The organism is Niallia sp. FSL R7-0271 (assembly GCF_038005785.1).
In the GTDB taxonomy this organism is placed as follows: Bacteria; Bacillota; Bacilli; order Bacillales; family Cytobacillaceae; genus Niallia.
Window position 1 is genome coordinate 858,752 of sequence record NZ_JBBOTZ010000002.1, and the last position, 18,513, is coordinate 877,264.

19 protein-coding genes, 3 pseudogenes and 1 riboswitch are annotated in these 18,513 nt (G+C 37.7%); of the genes and pseudogenes, 16 read left to right on the top strand and 6 right to left on the bottom strand.

The window, feature by feature from the left end:
• Positions 1–47: 47 nt before the first annotated feature.
• A riboswitch (guanidine-I (ykkC/yxkD leader) is annotated at positions 48–153 on the bottom strand.
• A 380-nt stretch (positions 154–533) separates the two neighbouring features.
• From MKX82_RS24315 to MKX82_RS24335, 5 genes are all read left to right on the top strand, one after another.
• Positions 534–2,474: an LTA synthase family protein gene (locus MKX82_RS24315; protein WP_282581470.1), complete on the top strand. Its 1,941-nt coding sequence runs from the start codon at positions 534–536 to the stop codon at positions 2,472–2,474.
• Between the two features lie 82 nt (positions 2,475–2,556).
• On the top strand, positions 2,557–3,375 hold the full coding sequence (locus MKX82_RS24320; protein ID WP_251645947.1) for a MerR family transcriptional regulator: 819 nt from the start codon (positions 2,557–2,559) through the stop codon (positions 3,373–3,375).
• 87 nt (positions 3,376–3,462) lie between these two features.
• A complete protein-coding gene (locus MKX82_RS24325) occupies positions 3,463–4,146 on the top strand; it encodes a DUF554 domain-containing protein (RefSeq protein WP_341080763.1) in 684 nt (227 codons plus the stop codon).
• Positions 4,147–4,277: 131 nt separating this feature from the next.
• Positions 4,278–4,859, top strand: a complete 582-nt coding sequence (locus tag MKX82_RS24330; protein WP_341080765.1) for a CBO0543 family protein — start codon at positions 4,278–4,280, stop codon at positions 4,857–4,859.
• Positions 4,860–4,895: 36 nt separating this feature from the next.
• Complete coding sequence (locus MKX82_RS24335; protein WP_341080766.1) at positions 4,896–5,459, top strand: CBO0543 family protein; 564 nt, start codon at positions 4,896–4,898, stop codon at positions 5,457–5,459.
• A gap of 31 nt (positions 5,460–5,490) precedes the next feature.
• Here MKX82_RS24335 and MKX82_RS24340 read toward each other — a convergent pair whose 3' ends face one another.
• A complete protein-coding gene (locus tag MKX82_RS24340; protein WP_341080768.1) occupies positions 5,491–6,768 on the bottom strand; it encodes an MFS transporter in 1,278 nt (425 codons plus the stop codon).
• A gap of 282 nt (positions 6,769–7,050) precedes the next feature.
• Here MKX82_RS24340 and MKX82_RS24345 point away from each other — a divergent pair, with 282 nt between their 5' ends.
• The 7 genes and pseudogenes from MKX82_RS24345 (at position 7,051) to MKX82_RS24375 (ending at position 10,131) form a co-directional block, all read left to right on the top strand.
• Positions 7,051–7,419, top strand: coding sequence for a hypothetical protein (locus MKX82_RS24345; RefSeq protein WP_341080770.1), 369 nt, complete (start codon positions 7,051–7,053; stop codon positions 7,417–7,419).
• Positions 7,420–7,519: 100 nt separating this feature from the next.
• Positions 7,520–7,684, top strand: coding sequence for a hypothetical protein (locus MKX82_RS24350; protein WP_341080772.1), 165 nt, complete (start codon positions 7,520–7,522; stop codon positions 7,682–7,684).
• A gap of 130 nt (positions 7,685–7,814) precedes the next feature.
• Positions 7,815–8,033: a hypothetical protein gene (locus MKX82_RS30470; protein WP_445738853.1), complete on the top strand. Its 219-nt coding sequence runs from the start codon at positions 7,815–7,817 to the stop codon at positions 8,031–8,033.
• 243 nt (positions 8,034–8,276) lie between these two features.
• Entirely contained in the window at positions 8,277–8,819 is a 543-nt protein-coding gene (locus MKX82_RS24360) for a GNAT family N-acetyltransferase (RefSeq protein WP_341080774.1), read from the top strand.
• Between the two features lie 41 nt (positions 8,820–8,860).
• Positions 8,861–9,273, top strand: a pseudogene (locus MKX82_RS24365) (SMI1/KNR4 family protein).
• A gap of 180 nt (positions 9,274–9,453) precedes the next feature.
• Positions 9,454–9,768: a hypothetical protein gene (locus tag MKX82_RS24370; RefSeq protein WP_341080775.1), complete on the top strand. Its 315-nt coding sequence runs from the start codon at positions 9,454–9,456 to the stop codon at positions 9,766–9,768.
• A 30-nt stretch (positions 9,769–9,798) separates the two neighbouring features.
• The gene (locus tag MKX82_RS24375; RefSeq protein ID WP_341080776.1) at positions 9,799–10,131 is read left to right on the top strand and encodes a hypothetical protein; all 333 of its coding nucleotides are present in this window, start codon (positions 9,799–9,801) and stop codon (positions 10,129–10,131) included.
• Here the strand turns inward: MKX82_RS24375 and MKX82_RS24380 are convergent.
• The 4 genes from MKX82_RS24380 to MKX82_RS24395 all read right to left on the bottom strand — a co-directional run bounded on the left by MKX82_RS24380 (position 10,128) and on the right by MKX82_RS24395 (position 12,209).
• Positions 10,128–10,259 (bottom strand): hypothetical protein, encoded by a 132-nt coding sequence (locus MKX82_RS24380; protein ID WP_341080778.1) that lies wholly within the window; start codon positions 10,257–10,259, stop codon positions 10,128–10,130. The two genes, MKX82_RS24375 and MKX82_RS24380, sit on opposite strands and share 4 nt — an antisense overlap.
• Positions 10,260–10,427: 168 nt before the next feature.
• Complete coding sequence (locus tag MKX82_RS24385) at positions 10,428–10,913, bottom strand: hypothetical protein (RefSeq protein WP_341080780.1); 486 nt, start codon at positions 10,911–10,913, stop codon at positions 10,428–10,430.
• A gap of 553 nt (positions 10,914–11,466) precedes the next feature.
• Positions 11,467–11,862: a sporulation protein gene (locus tag MKX82_RS24390; RefSeq protein ID WP_233315341.1), complete on the bottom strand. Its 396-nt coding sequence runs from the start codon at positions 11,860–11,862 to the stop codon at positions 11,467–11,469.
• 221 nt (positions 11,863–12,083) lie between these two features.
• Positions 12,084–12,209, bottom strand: a complete 126-nt coding sequence (locus MKX82_RS24395) for an FbpB family small basic protein (RefSeq protein WP_233315340.1) — start codon at positions 12,207–12,209, stop codon at positions 12,084–12,086.
• A 1,133-nt stretch (positions 12,210–13,342) separates the two neighbouring features.
• On the opposite strand from MKX82_RS24395, the gene nrdI reads away from it, so the two are divergent.
• The 4 genes and pseudogenes from nrdI to nrdF all read left to right on the top strand — a co-directional run bounded on the left by nrdI (position 13,343) and on the right by nrdF (position 17,394).
• On the top strand, positions 13,343–13,744 hold the full coding sequence (gene nrdI, locus MKX82_RS24400; protein WP_233315339.1) for a class Ib ribonucleoside-diphosphate reductase assembly flavoprotein NrdI: 402 nt from the start codon (positions 13,343–13,345) through the stop codon (positions 13,742–13,744).
• Positions 13,704–14,837, top strand: a pseudogene (locus MKX82_RS24405) (ribonucleotide reductase N-terminal alpha domain-containing protein); the annotation flags it as partial. The gene nrdI and the pseudogene MKX82_RS24405, both read left to right, overlap by 41 nt.
• A 551-nt stretch (positions 14,838–15,388) precedes the next feature.
• Positions 15,389–16,348, top strand: a pseudogene (locus MKX82_RS24410) (ribonucleotide-diphosphate reductase subunit alpha); the annotation flags it as partial.
• Positions 16,349–16,407: 59 nt separating this feature from the next.
• Positions 16,408–17,394 (top strand): class 1b ribonucleoside-diphosphate reductase subunit beta, encoded by a 987-nt coding sequence (gene nrdF / locus MKX82_RS24415; protein WP_233315338.1) that lies wholly within the window; start codon positions 16,408–16,410, stop codon positions 17,392–17,394.
• A 35-nt stretch (positions 17,395–17,429) separates the two neighbouring features.
• Here the strand turns inward: nrdF and MKX82_RS24420 are convergent, their stop codons facing one another.
• Positions 17,430–18,452 (bottom strand): LacI family DNA-binding transcriptional regulator, encoded by a 1,023-nt coding sequence (locus MKX82_RS24420; RefSeq protein WP_341080782.1) that lies wholly within the window; start codon positions 18,450–18,452, stop codon positions 17,430–17,432.
• Between the last annotated feature and the right edge of the window lie 61 nt (positions 18,453–18,513).

An 18,513-nucleotide genomic window follows, 5' to 3' on the forward strand; every position in this document is an offset into this window, starting at 1 on the left:
TGAAATTCAGGAAAAAAATAAAAGCCCGGGAGAATTTTTTTGCAAAATTCTCCCGGGCTTTTATCCCTCCGTGTATACAGTATTTTCATAAAATACTGTACGCCGTCTCTCGGTCCAGACGTTTTTTAAACCGGAACCCTAGACAGCATTTTTGTTCTCCGTTATGATGAGAACCGTTATTTTGTTTGATAGTACTGAGTATCTATGAGAAAGAAAAGACCGTCAATTAACTTGTTAGATTATATAACACATTATTTTTTCTGGGAGAAGATTCCATCGCAAGTGAAACTTTTTTCTATGTTTTATCGTATAATAAGTAGATGATTTAAATAGAGATAGTATAATCAGTTCTATATCCTGGTGTCTTACCAATTATTTCCCAAGTAATAATTCCTTGTAAAACACAAATTAAAATTGCCATTATTCTACAATACGCAAAAATATTTAAATTTGTGGTGAAAAAATGGTACACTTGTATTATTAAATTTTTGTAAATGATGTAAAGAGATGATTGATAGAGGTTGGTGTTTGAAATAAAAAAATTAAACTTAAACAAAGACACAAATAAACAATATATCCTATTCTTTTTTGCGGCTGTATTTTTTCTATGGATTAAAACGTATATTGTGCAATTGACACAATTTGATTTAGGTGTAGGAAACTCACTTCAGCAATTTCTGCTGTTTCTTAATCCCTTAGGGTCTTCGCTGCTGTTTCTTGGCTTAGCCCTGACATTCAAAAACAAAAGAAAATACTATGCGCTGTTAATTATTGATTTTGTGTTATCTTTTCTATTGTATGCGAATGTTTTGTACTACCGTTTTTTCAATGACTTTATTACATTGCCGACATTAACGCAAACGCAAAACTTTGGTGATGTTAGCGGCAGTATTTATGCATTGTTAAAGCCGTATGACTTCTTGTTTTTTGCAGATACATTACTGCTTCTTGCACTGCTTGTATTTAAAGTTGTGAAAATGGACAGTAAGGCAGTTGGATTCAAGCAAGGGATAGGTATTATCGGTTTAGCTTTAGGGATTTCTGGAACGAATCTCGCGTTAGCAGAAATCGACCGCCCAGAGCTTCTGACAAGGGGATTTGACAGGAATTATATTGTGAAATACTTGGGAATGTATAACTACACAATCTATGATGCAGTGCAAAGCACGAAAGCATCTGCGCAACGGGTGCTTGCAGATACAGATGATATGGCTGAGGTTGTTAACTATACAGCATCCAATTATGCTGAGCCTAATCCTGAATACTTCGGTAAAGGAAAAGGGATGAATGTCATTTACGTTCATATGGAATCAATTCAAAATTTCCTTATCAACTATGAAGTGAACGGGGAAGAAGCTACTCCATTCCTTAATTCATTGGTAGAAGACGAAAATACATTGTATTTTGATAACTTCTTCCACCAAACAGCTCAAGGGAAAACAGCTGATGCCGAGTTTATGATTGAGAATTCTCTGTATGGCCTTCCTCAAGGCTCTGCTTTCACGACTAAAGGGTTAAACACCTATCAGGCAGCACCTGGAATTCTAGGCCAGCTTGGCTATACTTCTGCCGTATTTCATGGGAATACGGGAAGTTTTTGGAACAGGGATGAAATATATAAATCCTTTGGTTACAACCAATTTTACGATTCAAGCGCTTATGATATGAATCCTGATCAGCTTGCTGATTATGGCCTTATGGACAAGCCGTTTTTTGAACAGTCGCTGCCATACTTGAGTTCTATGTCACAGCCTTTCTATACGAAATTTATTACCGTGACGAACCATTATCCTTTCGCGATGAATCAAGAAGAAGCAACGATAGAGCCAAATAATACAGGCAACAAAATTGTTGATAACTACTTCCAGACAGCTCGTTATGCAGATGAAGCAATGGAACAATTCTTTGCAGACCTGAAAAAGAATGGTCTATATGATAATTCAATTATTATCATGTACGGAGACCATTACGGTATTTCCGAAAACCATAATAAAGCAATGGAACAAGTAATCGGAAAAGAAGTGAATTCCTTTGAAAGTGCCGGACTTCAGCGAACTCCGCTGTTCATACGTGTTCCTGGCATGGAAGGCGGGACAATGCATCAATATGCAGGACAAATTGACCTGCTTCCGACATTGCTTCATTTATTAGGTGAGGATACGAAGGATAATATCCATTTTGGAACAGACATCCTGTCAGAGGAACACGATGAATTAATACCATTCCGTAATGGAGAATTTGTCAGTCCGGAATTTACATTAAAGGATGGCAAGTATTATAATTCAAAAACAGGTGAACTGATTGAAGAGGAAGAACAGCTTGAAAAAGCTGCTGAGTATCAGGCAAGTGTCGAAGAAACACTAAGACTTTCCGATAAAGTGGTCAATGGTGACCTATTGCGATTCTACACGCCGAAGAACTTTACTCCAGTTGACCGTACACAATATAATTACAGCTTAACAACTGAGGAATAAACGAAGAACTGCCCCCTTTACCGAAAAGATTTATTAGGAAAAGGGAGGCAGTTTTTTTAAAATAACAGAGGTGTTTAATGAAATGAAAGAATACTTCACAATCGGAGAAGTCTCAAAGCTATTTCAAGTTAAGATTGCGACACTCCGATATTATGATGAAATTGGCTTATTAGCTCCAGCATTTATTGACGAAAAAACGAATTACCGCTATTATTCCACACAGCAGTTCGAACGGCTGAACTCGATTAAGTACTTGCGGGCACTCGATTTACCTATAAGCAGAATTATTGAATTTTTCAACTATCGGGATATTGATACTCTTATTGATATGCTGAAAGAGCAGCAGGAAGAAGTAAGAAAGAAACGAAAAGAATTAGAACTGATGGAAAAAAAGATTAGCCGCCGTTTAACGCAAATAGATGATGCTGTACACACACCTCTTGATGTTATTTGTGAAGTGACTCTTCCTGAAATGCGTTTAGCATACTTACGAAAGCAATATGTATTAGGAGAGGATCTGGAGTATCCTATCACAGAATTAAGGAACAGCTTTGGTATAAATGGAGGGGTTTTTTTAGGGAAGATCGGCCTATCCATCTCGATAGATAATTTAGCCGCTGGTGAACTTACTACGTATTCAAGTGTGTTTATGGTGTTAGAAGAAGGGGATGAGACTGATTCGGCTTATGCTGCGATACCTGCAAGGGAGTATCTAAGAGTTCGCTTTCAAGGTACCCATATGGAAGCAGCGTATTACTATGATAAGTTACTTTCTTATATAATAGAGCACGATTATCAGCTGATAGATGATTCCATTGAAATAACTTTAATCGATTATGGAATAACCAATGACTTTGATAAGCATGTAACAGAAATATTGCTGCCATTTGCAAGAAAATAATTTCATAGAATTACTTGACCCTCTAGTTACTGGAGGGTTTAATTTTATTTTAGGGTATGAAAAGTATTTTATTAAAGGGGTAAAGATATGTTTGGAACATTATTCAATGTCGGTATGATTATAGCTGGCAGCATTATTGGCAGTATTTTTAAAAAGGGCATCAAGCATGATTACCATGAGATTTTAATGCAGGCAATGGGATTAGTGGCGATGGGTTTGGGCATCAATGCAATTGTCCAGCATTTGCCTGCAAGCAAATATCCGGTCCTTTTTATCGTGAGTTTGGCAGTGGGGGGATTGCTTGGTCAAAAGCTTGATTTAGAAACAAGATTTAATGGATTAGTAAGTAAATTCTCCAAAGAAAATTTAGCGGAAGGCTTATCGACTGCAATTCTGTTATTCTGTATTGGATCTTTGTCTATCCTAGGTCCAGTAGAGGCTGCTCTTAAAGGAGACTATACGTACTTACTGGCTAACGGTATGCTAGATGGAATTACTTCCATTGTGTTAGCTTCGACATTTGGCATCGGAATTGCCATTGCCGCAATAGTCTTGTTCGCATGGCAAGGCTCGATTTACTTAATTGCTTTATTGATGGAAAATTCCTTAAGTACCGATCTTTTAAATGAAGTCACCATAGTTGGCGGGATTTTAATTTTGGCATCAGGTTTAGGTATCCTTGGCATAAAAAAATGCAAAACGCTTAATCTCCTGCCAGCATTAATCGTGCCGCCAATCGTATTTTTATTTATGCATTTACTGAATATATAAACTGCCGTTTGGCAGTTTTTTTTTATGAAAATTGATATTACGCTATGGAATAGCCTGCCTTATACTGAAGCATAATAACAACATACAATCACTCCTAGTGGCATGAAAATAGCAAAGGAGGAGAACTGAAAATGTCTGTATTTCCGACAGAGCAAGCTAAAAAATACGAAGAATTAAAAGCTGCCCAAGAGAAAGTATTTGATCTTTGGAATCAGTATTGGTGGGACTATTCGGGCTTTGATACTTGGCAATTTTGGTTAAATATAGTAATGATTGTCCTACCGCTAATCTTTCTTTATTTATTTATTGACCGCAAGAGACTGTTTTTACTGCTTTTTTTTGGATTCAATATACATATATGGAGTGCTTATTTGGATGGTATGGCAACAAGGGCCAATTATATTGGCTATCCCTATAAAGCAATTCCAATGTTTCCGATTCATTTCGGTATGGATACCTCCTTAGTTCCCGTCTTATTCATACTCATGTACCAATATACCATTGAAAAAAAGGCGAATTTTTATCTCCATTCGTTAATATTAATTTTTCTGATTACATTTATATTGAAACCAATACTAGCAGCAGGGAACTTGTTTATCTTAACGAAGGGTACTAATTATTTCCATATTTTTTTAGGGTATGTTATTATCGTTCTATTTTCGAAAGGAATTACTAATTTCTTTTTAAAAATGACCGAACAAAAAGCAAGCTGAAAACCATAATTAATTGTTAGTATGAAGGTGATGTGAATGGAGTATCAAGAGGCACTAAGTCTCGTCGATGAGGCGAATAAGCAAATTACGGAAGCAAATAAACTAATAGTTGATGCTATCCTCCATGGCTTCTTATGGTCATGGCAATGGTGGGTTGCTGTAGGTATGATTATTGTTCCTTGGACGGTTTGGATATTTATTCGTGATAAAAAAAGCGCAGGCAGGTTATTGGCTGCTGGTCTATTAATTATGGTTTTATCAGAAATATTAGATACAATTGGTGTTATGTTTGGTTTGTGGACATATCCAGTTAAGGTTTTTCCAGTGGCAACGATTAATTTCTCTTTTCGGCTTTCTGTTTTGCCAGTTGTTGTAATGCTATTAATGCAATACAAGCCAAAGATAAATCCGTTTATTAAGGCAATAGGGTTTGGTGCCTTTGGTGCTTATATAGGTTTGCCTCTGCTAAGTGCCATTGATTTATACAAAAAAGTGAATTGGGCGTTTACCTATTCATTTTTTATTCTGACTGTTTTTTATTTATTAAGCCACTTTTTTATTAATAAAAGCAACTTTAATAACCCTAAACAAGAGCAGTAAAAAGGGGAGTCTAATTGGACTCCCCTTTTGTTTAAGAAGCAGGTAAAACCTTTTTCACATCTGATTGTTTCTCTTCCTTAGCTAACAGAATGCCAACGAGACCGAACAATGAGAAGATAACAGGCACGATAAAGCCGTAATGATAGCCTAGGCTGACGGAATCTTTCGGAAAGAAATCTAAAACATGCCCAAAAATAATCGGCAGCAATACAGCACTTAAAAAGCCGCCCATATTAGCAAAGCCCGTTACAACACCGACTTCTTCCATACGAAAAGACTTGCGGACAATGGCAAATGTCAATGCACTCGCACCATTTCCAAAACCTAAAACAAATAGCATTAATAACACCATCAAAAATGGCGGGTTTGTATTTAGGCTGAATAATCCGACCCAGCCGATAATGACAATTAAATGAACCATCGTGTACGTCTTTTTAATTTGGCCAGTCTTACTGGAAATCCACCCGAGTAATGGTCCGCCAATCATAGTACCAACAAGGGCATACATAACGAGCTGACTTGCACTTGAGCGTGTTAGCTCAAAAACATTCATTCCGTATGGAACTGCCCATGACCCGATAAACCCAACATATGTCCCGACTACACCGAAGTGGCAAAGAAAGGTTGCCCAAGCCTGACGCGTTGTGACGACGCGGCGGAGAATTTTCCAAACACTCTCTCTTTTAACAGGTGTACTCGGTTTTGGCTGTGACTCTGGTTTAAATAACTTCCTCGACTTTGAGATTAATACTATATAAAGCAGAGATGAAACTACAATCAATATGATGCTGACACTTAAAAATGGAACTCGCCAGCCCGCATGGGATATCCACATAGAAAAAGGCAGAGTCGCCGATAAGGAACCAATTCCGCCGATTAGTGCTACCATTCCCATCAATTTAACAAACTCATTGCCTTTGAACCATTCGTTCATAATTAAGACTACATTAACGAAAATTGCTGCATCTCCGACTCCGACGATAAAGCGCGATACAATCAAAATATATTCATTAGGAGCAATGCTGTAGCAAAGACTGCCTATTCCAGTAAGCAATGTTCCAATAATAAGAAACCGGTTTGGACCAAAACGGTCTGATAATAACCCGACAGGAATCTGCAGTCCTGCATACGCTAAAAATTGTATACTGCTGATCATTCCAACGGTTGATGCTGAAATCTGAAAATCATTCATTAACTGCTCCGTAATAAGTCCTGGAGCTGTTCTTTGACTTACGATTAAGAAATAGGCAAACAAGACGGCGCTGAATACGATCCATCTATAACCACTTTCTTTTTTGTCTAAGTCCAAATCTGATGCGCCTCCTCTTTTCAATACCGTACAAATATGGCGTGCAGAATTTTAAATCCTAACCGCTTCTTACATTGTAGTATTAAAGAATAGGAAGAACAACTACAAATTATTGTATATTTCCATTTTACGGCAATTATCCAGTGCTGTCTCATCTCTCTTTATAGCTGAAAAGTGTTTCTGTGAGTATAGTTGCAAAATTTAGAAGCGCAAAAATAGTTCTTTTATACGTGCGTTTAGATGGAATACCATCCGATATAAAGATAGGAAGGGGTAATGTACATGTATATAGAGCAATTAATTCAAACAATAAATGAGAAGGTAGAAGAGCTTGACCTAGTGACAGCAAGAAAATTAATGGAAGAGAACATAGAATACTTAAAGAAAAATGAAAGGAAATTGAAGAAAAACGGAAGAGAGCTGCTAAAGTTCATTACTGATTCCATCCAATCAGGCTATGAACATCCAACAAGGCAGGAGCTTGCAATTTATCATTCCATCAACACCTATGCCTCTAAGTTTGATGTGAGAGGATTAAAAATGATTGTGAAAGGCAATGAACAAACATTGCTGAAAAAATCAGCACGAAATTATTTAAATTCTGATGCGAAAGTTTTGTTAGAAGGCTTAGGTGCTATAAGCAAAGAGTAGGGGAGATCTTAGTGATCTTCTTTTTTTAGGATGGAAGAAAGCAGATTTTCTTACTAGATGTAAGTATGATAGGCTTGTGAGTAGATAAGGAGGAGCGCTTTTGAGATGTGGAGCGAAATGCTTTTTAGTGGAGCTTGAGATAAACGGCGAAAAACAGGTGAAGCCAATCAATGCGCGCACACCTGTAGATGCAAGAAAAACAATCCGCCTTGAATATGGTGCAGAAGCAAATATCTTATCTGTTCGGGCAGATAAGAGGAAATAGCTTTAAGGTTGTGGAAGTTTAAGGAAGCGGCTGATATCCTTTTGAAAAACACTCCCTTCTATCCATCAATCTGGCTTAGAGTGCCGCCTTTAAAGTTTTTTATGATAACTAACTTCTACAGGAGGCAAACATGGAGCAGGTTCAGCTATTTTTAGACTTAATAAAAGCAGGAAATCACGCATTTAATGGCTGGGATTTCTTGTATTTATCAGAAACAGGACGAACAGCGAGTGCTATGCTTTCCTGGTCATATGGAAGCTTGGCGCTGCAACAAATAAGTAAATGTGAACGCAATAGCACTTTAGAATCCCATTGCTTTAGCTGTGGGAGTGTCAATATCTTCAAGTAATCCCTTGGCAAGTACCAAACTTTAACATTGGCCAATTGGAAGATGAATTATATCATATTCATCAACAAATCGAGGAAATAGGCTACTTTGAAGTTAAGCAGCACAGATTTATTCTTAAGGCGAAAGCCATTTAATAGGAAAATATAGAACAAGGTAGAGAGCTTCCTTGTTCTTTTTTATGACCTTCTCCCTAACTTTCAGTATTATGGTAAAATACAAAAAAAGGCAATGGGGGGAGCTTTCATGTTCATACATAAAATAAATGAAGATTTAGCACTAAAATTAATACAGCCACATGATGCACAGCGTGTGTTTGCGTTAACAGAGCTTTCGAGGGAGAACTTAAGAACATGGCTGCCTTGGCTAGACACAACAACAAAGCTGCAGGATACACAGCAATTTATCCAATTTTGCTTAAAAGGATTTTCTGAGAATACATGTTTAACAACAGTAATTCTTTTTAAAGGCGAAATTGTTGGAGTTGTTGGGTTTAATAGTATAAACTGGGCGAATAAAACAGCCTATATTGGCTATTGGCTCGGGACGGGCTATGAGGGCAATGGAATAATGACAAATGCTGTGCACGCATTAACTGATTATGCCTTTTTAGAGCTGCAGCTCGATAAAGTAGAAATAAGGGCTGCGTCAGGGAATAAGAAAAGTAGAAGTATTGCGGAACGTCTTCATTTCACAAGAGAAGGCTGTATCAGGCAGGCAGAGTGGTTGTATGATCATTATGTGGATCATATCGTTTATGGAATGTTGGCAGAGGAATGGGACAGCTGAGATTCAGAGAGCGATATCGTTTATAAAGGAGAGAGAAGCAGATGGAAACAGTCCGTAAGTTGATTTTAACTAGAAAGCCTGGTGTAGACGAGATAGATATTAAGGCAGCAGAAGAAAAACTCAAGCAGTGTTTCCAGAACAATTTGTGCAGCTGTACCATTTAGTAAATAACCCTGAAATTGGAGAATGGATACTATTTCCGATTAAAGACCGCAAAAATGTGAAGAAAACATGGGATGATATTGTCAGACAAAATACTGAAGTTCGTTATATTGGAATGGCAGACGAATGGATTGTTATTGGCGAAAATGGTACAGGAGATAAATTATGCTTAAAAAAAGTTAATGGATTGATGAGAGAACAAATCTTTCTCTGGTACCATGAAAGCGGAGAAGCTGAAGAGCATGCTCCGAGCTTAAAACAATTTATTATTTCCATGACGGAAGAGGAATAATTGCAAGAAAAGTGATCGCTTTTTAACAGGCTGATCATTTTTTTATTTTCACAAAACAGTTTTGTTGACATTTATTCAATGAGGACATAAGTCAATTTTTTACATAGTAAACGTTTGTACATAACCAGCGGAAAAAAGTGACATATATTAGTATGAACTATGTCAGAAAGGAGCATTTTAATGGGTATATTGGGTTTTTCTGTTAGGGGAGAAGCACGTAAAATATCTAAGTATTTGTTGAAATCACTGCACGGAGTAATCAATAATTGGGATTCGGAGGACAAGCATTATCATCAGTATCCTTCTTATAACAATTATCAAAACTATTCCACTTACTCTAATGATCCTTCCGATCCACATCACCATTCACAAAAAAATCATCACCGCCACTCAGATTGTGATTGTGACTGTGACAATCATCATTCAGATTGTGACTGCGATAAGCATCATTACTCTGATTGCAACTGTGGCCTCCATCATCACAAGCAACGATGATTTCACAAGAGAAAAGCGGATTGCCCGGAAATGCTGTTGCAGCTGTCTTTGCCGCTGCTCTTGTTCAGGGTCTTGTGGATCACGCGGATTGCCAAGGGTATCATTAATTTCCTCAAATTCAAACCTGTAAGGCGTTTAATTCCCGAAGCGGTAGCGAACTGCTCGGCGAGTTGTAACGCGGTGTCGGAATGGTTGGTGGACAAATATTGGAGAACCAAAGCGATTGTTTGGAACACTTTCTGGTATTCGTTCCGGGCAGTAAAAGCCGCCTTGAGGACAAATACCCTGATTATGGTGACAAGGACAATCGCAATTTTTTTCTGTCATTATTTTTTAAACACTTCCTTTTTTACTCATATCTAAATGGAGAGAAATACCGGATTTAGCGGTGCCAAATAAGGACTAGGCATATCTACACGCATGATTCCCCACACACCGAGTTCAATATCCCAGTCAATAAGACCAGATCGGTACAGATAGTCTCCTGACAAGTTCTAAAAGCCACCTGCTCCGTATTTTAAAGCAAAATCATCTGCATGGCCGACAGATATCTGTCCTTCAAAGGAAGTGATTCGTGAGTTTACTTCATCATTATCGAGCCACTTGTGGCCATCATAAGGGCTCTATCAGCAGGGAAGGTAAACCTTATAACAACGGGGTCACCTGCATAGGTCAAAAATAGCGGTGTTGCTGGATCCCGGTGAACAAGGGAGAGTGAACACTTTTAATATATCCAGATTCTGTGCTAAGAGGTGTTTAAATCTTTCCGCTCTGTAGTTATAAGCACGCGATCCTTGATCTTCAAAATCTTCTAATTCAATGTCTTCAATATCGAGTAGTAATGGTTCAGGATCGATAATAAGATTGCCATCTTTATCAACAAGACGGATACCGTCATGCATTACTACTGCAAATTCCATATATTCACCAAAAGGATTGGAGATGATATTCTGATCACCGGTTTTCACTATTTCTCTTGTACACGGATCAAGATAACTGGAACCTCTGAATTCTGTTATCAGCATTCTGAAAGCCCTATGGTGGCGGTGATTGCGGATATCGGCCATATCCCAGAGATTCGCTAATCCAAACGGCTGATTTAGATACCAGCGATAGGGCGGCTCGTTTCGGTAGTTAATGCCCATAACGCCAGGGTCATCTGATAAACCAGTAAAAAAGCCTGATGCGGACTGGACCGCCGTTATACGTCTTAAGAAGCGATCACCATGAACTGAAGGTATAGGCAGGACGGAGGTGGGTTTAAAGGCGGATTATTTGCATCAAGCAGTAAAGAAAAATCATTATCAAACAAATGAAACTCTCGGAAGTCAGGACTTAGCCGTTTCACGATTATTGCTTGCGTTCCTGATTCTATTTCTTCTCCAGTGTAGGGTCAAGGAAGCGGGAGAATCTAGATTCTATATTAATACACCATGCTGCTGATGTTCATTGGCATATAAGTGGTCAGGCCAAATGGTTGCTTTTAATTTAACATCTGCAAACCATTGATAGGTGAACGTTTCTTCAGGCAAGTTGCCTTAGTTATAATTCCAGCCAATGTGCTCCTTCTGAACAAAGCGGTCTAAACTTTACGAAGTGGACATGCTTGCCAGCTTCATACGTACGATAGACAAAATACAAATTGGCGTGATTGTAAAAAAGATGTGCCAATATGGCACATCTTTAAATGTTTCCTTTTTATTTCCTATTATCGACTATCACTAATTCATCATGGTCCTTTCTTGACATATTTTCTGCGAAAACAAGATTAGTATGCAGTCTGTAAGAAAAGGAAGTAGCAGTTGGCTCAAGCTTGTCTGTAATAAGATAAGAAAATGGCAGTTCGATTTTTTCTTCACTGCCTATAACTCGGGACATCAAAATGGTCGTAACTTCTTCAACCGTTTCGGTTTTGCCATCCTCGAATTCCTTTACTAAGGTGCATTCTAATCGTTTAATTTTACAGCTTTTACGTCCCCCTTGAATATGGAATTGGCCTGTGACAACCTCTCCTGGAGCAGCTGATTGCTGTGATAGAGAAAGGTCAACAGTAGGGGCACCTGATTTTAGTAAATTAGTCAATAAAGTAAACAAACTATAATCCTCCAGTCCTATAATTTTATAGGATATTGTTTGATTTTTTGAAATGACATGAACAGTTGTAATGTCATAAGACGCGGTTTCGCTATGTCTTTAATGTTAATATAATAACAAAATATAAAATGATTGTCTTTGCGTTTCACTATCCAATTATACGTGTTCTTCTTAAATAATATAATAGAATTTTGCTGTCTTTTTTTAACTGATTGCTGGTCTTATTGTTTGATAATCTTTTCATCAACCCGCTTTTCAATCTTTTCCATTAAGCTTCTATCCTTTAGAAGTTCTTCTTTATTCTTTTTAATCAGTTCAAACATATTCATTTTAACTTGTTTTTTCATTGTTCTCATCCTTTTTTCATTTTATTTTGGACATATTAAACAAAAAAATCCTTTACCGCTGACGGTAAAGGATTTTTGAAAAATAAAAGACCTTTACACGTTCACATGTAAAGGTCTTGCTAACAGCTTGTCAGCTGCCAACAAAGCCGAGAGTGCATGCACTCTGTAATGACGACTTTGCTGTAAAAGCTACTCCCCTTTAGGGATATTCGAAATGTATATATCTATCATATAAGAGAGAAGTAAATTCGTCAAATATAATTCTTTAAATTTAGAAAATAACATTTTCTTTCCTATATATATAGGGAATTAAAGTTTCCTTTTAAAGTCATAAGGTTACCGGAAACTTAATTTTTTAAAGAGGCGGATAATAATTATGTATTCGAAATGATGTGGTTATTTAAATGTACATGCTTAAGGATGAAGGGGGATGTGAATGTAGATAATTAATCTTCCAATCTACCTGTGAGTAAAAAGATTAATGGAAGATGGAAAATTCTTTTATCTTTTTTAACATTGTAAAAATGTATCGGCAAATACACCGGTAATTTTTATTTGTACATATATTGCGGTTAGTTCCTTTGAAAGTTGCTAAAATTAATTCAAGATTAATGGAATGAAAGTGATCATGAAAAAAGCTTATTGGAAAGTGATACACTTGGCAGTTCCAAAAGTTAATTATTGTTTTCGGACAATTTGTAAGGGTGCTATAATCAAATAGAATTATTTTTATGGATAAAATGCGAACTGGAGAAATCCTTCAGCACATCTTTAAAAAGTAAAAAAAGTAGGAAGGTTTTATATAGTTGCTGTGTGGGAAGTAAGATAAATAGAATATATTTTCGTATAAAAAAAGTCTAATGAGGACTACTCTCATCAGACTTTTTGCATTTTTTTTAGGTTCAAATAAACTAAAAAATCGATAAAAGTTGAGTAATATTGTTGACAAAAAAATTCAAAGAGACTCTATTGACTCTAGTACCAAAAAAGGGTTGAATAGTGTTTAGACACAACATATTGAGATATATTTATAAAAAACATCTGTATTTAGTAGCCCTTGTATGTTTTTAGGGTATAGGATAGAATATTGCTTTTGCCCCTATTCTATCAAAATTCTTAAGGAGGGAATAATTTTGTTTATCGTGTTTGACAGTAAAACCGGGAATGTGCGCCGCTTTGTGCAAAAACTAGAGCTTCCAGAGCACAATTTAATAGAACTAAAGGCTGGACTAAAAGTCTATGAACCTTTTATACTATTAACTTATACAACTGGAATGGGGCAGGTTCCTCAAACAACTTTAGACTTCCTTAAGGCAAATCACACCAATCTCTATGCAGTCGTATCGAGTGGTAATAAAAATTGGGGGCAAAACTTTGCTTTAAGTGCAAATAAGATATCAAATATGTACGGGGTACCGATTCTCCATAAGTTTGAGATGAGCGGCATGCCCGAGGATGTGGAGATAGTTAGGGAAAGGGTGCAAAATATTAGCTATGAGACACATAGAATTAAACAACGAAGTGACACAGCTTAACGAAAAAGGTTTCTTCCGTCTGGAAAAAGACAAAGAGGCAGTGGCTGAATTCCTTATATCGGAAATCGAGCCGAAATTGATTCGTTTTGAATCTGTGGCACAAAAATTTACTTATATGGTGGAAAAAGATTTCTATTATCCGCAAGTGCTGGAACAATACAGCATATCTGACATTGAAGACATAACAAATGACGTTTACAACTATGAATTTAAATTCCAGTCTTACATGGCTATTTCAAAATTCTATAAAGATTATGCCTTGAAGACAGATGACAAGAAGAACTACTTAGAAACATACGAAGACCGCATTATCATCGTCGCCCTGTTTTTAGGACAAGGAGATGCTGAAAAAGCGAAGAAAACAGCAATCGCGATGATTGAGCAGCGCTACCAGCCGGCAACGCCGACATTCCTGAATGCAGGCAGAAGCCGTCGCGGAGAAATGGTTTCCTGCTTCTTATTGGAAATGGACGATTCATTAAACTCCATCTTCCATAATATCAATACATCCGGACAGCTTTCGAAAATAGGCGGCGGAGTAGCCCTTAACCTTTCGAAGCTGCGTGCCCGCAATGAACAAATTAAAGGCATCGATAATGCAGCATCAGGCGTTGTTCCTGTTATGAAGCTGTTAGAAGATACATTCTCCTACGCTAACCAGCTTGGCCAGCGTAAAGGAGCAGGAGCTGCATACTTAAACATCTTCCATTGGGATGTTGTTGAATTTTTGGATACAAAAAAAATAAATGCCGACGAGAAGTCCCGTATTCAAACACTTTCCATCGGATTAATCGTAGAAAACAAGTTCTTCCAATTAGCAAAGGAAAACAAAGACTTTTATGTTTTCGCACCGTTCAGTGTGTTTAAGGAATACGGTGTACATTTAGATGATATGCGCATGGATGAAATGTATGACGAGTTAGTGGCAAATCCAAATGTGAAAAAACGTGTTGCAATGACGGCGCGTGAAATGATCACAAAGATTGCCCAAATTCAGCTGGAATCAGGCTATCCATACTTTATGAACAAATCCAATGCAAACAAAGCGCATGCGCTTAAAGACATTGGCCAGATTAAAATGAGCAATCTGTGTTAACTTTCTAGCACCTTCAGTCAGTAATGGCTGTCGAATAACTCTGTTAAACGGGGGAAGTCCTATTTGTGTGAGAGCAATAGCGATAACCTGCCGTGCTAAATCTTATCTTATTATGATAATGCTTTACTCCCTTTAAAAGTTTATGTTTAACATGATAGATGAAAAGGAGAAACGCAATGAATCAGAAAGTGCCTTATGGGTTTGTCTATGAGACCGTTAATAAACTTAATGGTATGAAATACATTGGTAAAATAAAATATCCACAAATTTCCTGCTTATAAGAGACTTTCTGAAAGAATAAGATAAGTAAATGCCTAACGACTATCGAAAGCATAGCTGAATGAAAGACTTCAGTGAAGAAGCGAGTAGAGTAGAGCCAAGTGGTAGGTTGCTTATGCGGAATGGCATAAGCTGTAAAATCCTTTAAATCGAAAAGCAGAGCACCCCAACAGGTCGAGCTGAGGGTGATGATATAGTCTCCTCTATAGGGTATGACCTATAGCAGTTAGAAAACGGACTGAGTGTAACGAGCTCTGTTGAAGATGAGGACAGAAATCTTCCAACTTCAGGAAACTTCCGAAATTACCGATTACGGCCAAGAAGATATTATCCGCCGTGATATTAACTGTAATCTAGGTTCCCTTAACATTCCTAATGTGATGCAGCCTGGTGATGTGTTCAGAGATTCTGTTCATGTTGGCATTGAAGCTTTAACAACCGTTTCAGACATTTCAGATGTGCAAAACGCACCGTCTGTTAAAAAAGCAAATGAAGAGCTGCATGCGATAGGGCTAGGTGCCATGAACCTGCACGGTTACCTGTCTAAGAACCGCATCAGCTATGAATCAGATGAAGCAAAAGACTTCACTGCAACATTCTTCATGATGATGAATTACTATTCAATCGAAAAGAGTATGCTGATTGCAAAAGAACGTAACGAAACATTCAAGGACTTTGATAAGTCTGAGTATGCGAAAGGCACTTACTTCGAAAAATACAAAGAAGTAAGCTATGCGCCAAAAACAGATAAAGTGAAGCAATTGTTTAATGGCATCTATATTCCTACTTGTGAAGACTGGGCAGAACTAGCTGCTTTAGTTAAAGAACACGGTATGTATAATGCTTATCGTTTAGCTGTTGCCCCAACACAATCCATTGGCTATATTCAAAACGCTACAGCATCTGTAATGCCTGTTGTTAACCAAATTGAGTCCCGCACATATGCGAACTCTACAACATATTATCCAATGCCTTATATGGATGAAACGAATTTCTGGTTCTACAAATCAGCATTCGATATGAATCAATTTAAGATTATGGACTTGATTGCTGCAGCACAAGAGCATGTCGATCAAGGTATTTCGACCATTCTTTATGTAAACTCAGACGTTTCTACAAAAGAATTGGCGCGCTATTATATCTATGCGAACGAAATTGGCTTGAAATCACTTTACTACACACGCACACGCAACTTGGCGATTGACGAATGTATCGCATGTGCAGTTTAAGATAATACACGGGGAGCCTAAGTCTCCCCTTTATTTTTTGTAACACTGGGGGAAAGAAAATGACTAAGTATGCTGTTAACTGGAATCAGCATGAAGATGATTACACACAGATGTTTTATACACAAAATACGAGACAGTTTTGGCTGCCGGAAGAAATCAGTCTTTCATCTGATAAAAATACTTGGGGTGAATTGTCAGCTACAGAGCAAGACACATACATGAAAGTGCTTGGCGGTTTGACACTTCTTGATACAGAGCAGGGCGGTGAAGGTATGCCGTTGATCAGCATGCACGTAAGCGGCTTGCAGCGTAAAGGTGTGCTTTCCTTTATGGGAATGATGGAGCAAATCCATGCAAAATCCTACTCAACCATTTTTACAACGCTTGCTACAGAGGAAGAGATAGACCAAGTATTTGACTGGGTGCACAATCATCCTCAATTGCAAAAAAAGGGCAAGCTTATCTCGGAATATTACCAAAAGCTCTTTAAGCCAGAAGTAAGCAAGTATGACTTGTATATGGCGACAGTTGCTTCTGTCTACTTGGAATCATTCCTATTTTATTCTGGATTCTTTTATCCATTATTCTTGGCAGGGCAAGGCAAGCTGACAGCTTCTGGAGAAATAATAAACTTAATAATTCGTGACGAAAGTATACACGGAGTTTACGTTGGTCTAATAGCGCAAGAGCTGTACGGTCAGCTTACAATCGAAGAGCAGGAACGAGCTGCAAAAGAAAGACTTGATCTAATGGAAACTCTTTACCAAAATGAGTTAGGATATACGCAGGACTTATACGAAAAGATTGGTCTTGTAGATGAAGTAAATAAATTCATTCGCTACAATGCTAACAAAGCTTGTATGAACCTTGGATATGAAGCAGTATTTGAGTCAGAGGCAATCAACCCGATCGTGGAGAACGGGATGAAAACAGATACGAAAAACCATGACTTCTTCTCTGTTAAAGGAAATGGTTATGTAAAGGCTACAAAAGTGGAGCCGTTGTCAGATGATGATTTTGTGTTTGACTGGAAAACGAACGAATAACGATACAACCAGCTTCTAATTGGAAGCTGGTTTTTTTAATTGGGGGCAGGTCCAGTGGACTCTCGGACAAGCAAAGTGGTGGGCAAAAGTATTTCTTGATTAGCTGCATCTTTATTGCTGATTCTCCACATTAACTGTTCTACCGCTCTTTTGCCGAAAAGTTCAAGGTCGATATCCATTGTTGTGATTTTCGGTGTAGCAAGTTTCGATAATTGACCATTGTCAAAATTCGATACGGAAATCTGTTCAGGAATTTTGTAGCCTGCATGCACGAGATACGAGCTGACGAGAAAGCCTAAGCCATCATTAACACAAAACCAGGCAGTTGGCTGTTTAGGCAGCTGGTGCATCGCTTTTCTAACACCATCCTCATCTTCTTCTATGTCGGAAAGAAGCAATGCTTCATTATGCTTCATTCCATAATGGTTTAATGCCAAATGATATCCTTCCAATCTTTCATAATAGCTCGGCGAAATCGAAATATTGCCGATGAAACCAATTTCTCTGTGCCCTAATTGAACGAGATGCTCTACCGCCAGAAATGCTCCAAACCGATTATTTGTTAATACTGCATCTGCTTTAATGTGTGGGTGATGATGATCAACTAACACAGCAGGGATGCCTGTTGAAATAATTTTTTGAATATACTCTGTATTCAAGTGGGAAAGAATTAATACTCCGTCAACCGAACCATTGAGAATAAAGGCAGGTAATTCAAGGGATTGTATGGCTGCTTGGTTTATCGATTGAATCATTAAGCTGTTGTTTTGACTTGCTATCTCCTTTTCAATACTTAAGTAAATTTCACCGAAAAAGCTTTTAAGAGAAAAGGCATAATCAGATGCAATAAGCGCAATTTTAACATTTTTGCTGTCTGTGTTATATTGGTAGTTTTTACGCGCAGGCAAATATTCATAGCCTAACTCGCGGGCTGTTGCTTCCACTAAACTTCTCGTTTTTTCACTTACACCGGCTTTGCCTGTTAACGCTTGGGAAACAGAATTTTTCGAAATGTTTAACTGGTCTGCGATATCTTGCATCGTAATTTTTTTTGTCATGAAATCATTCCTTCAACTAATTGAAAACAATATTATTCATTATACTAACATACATGACAAA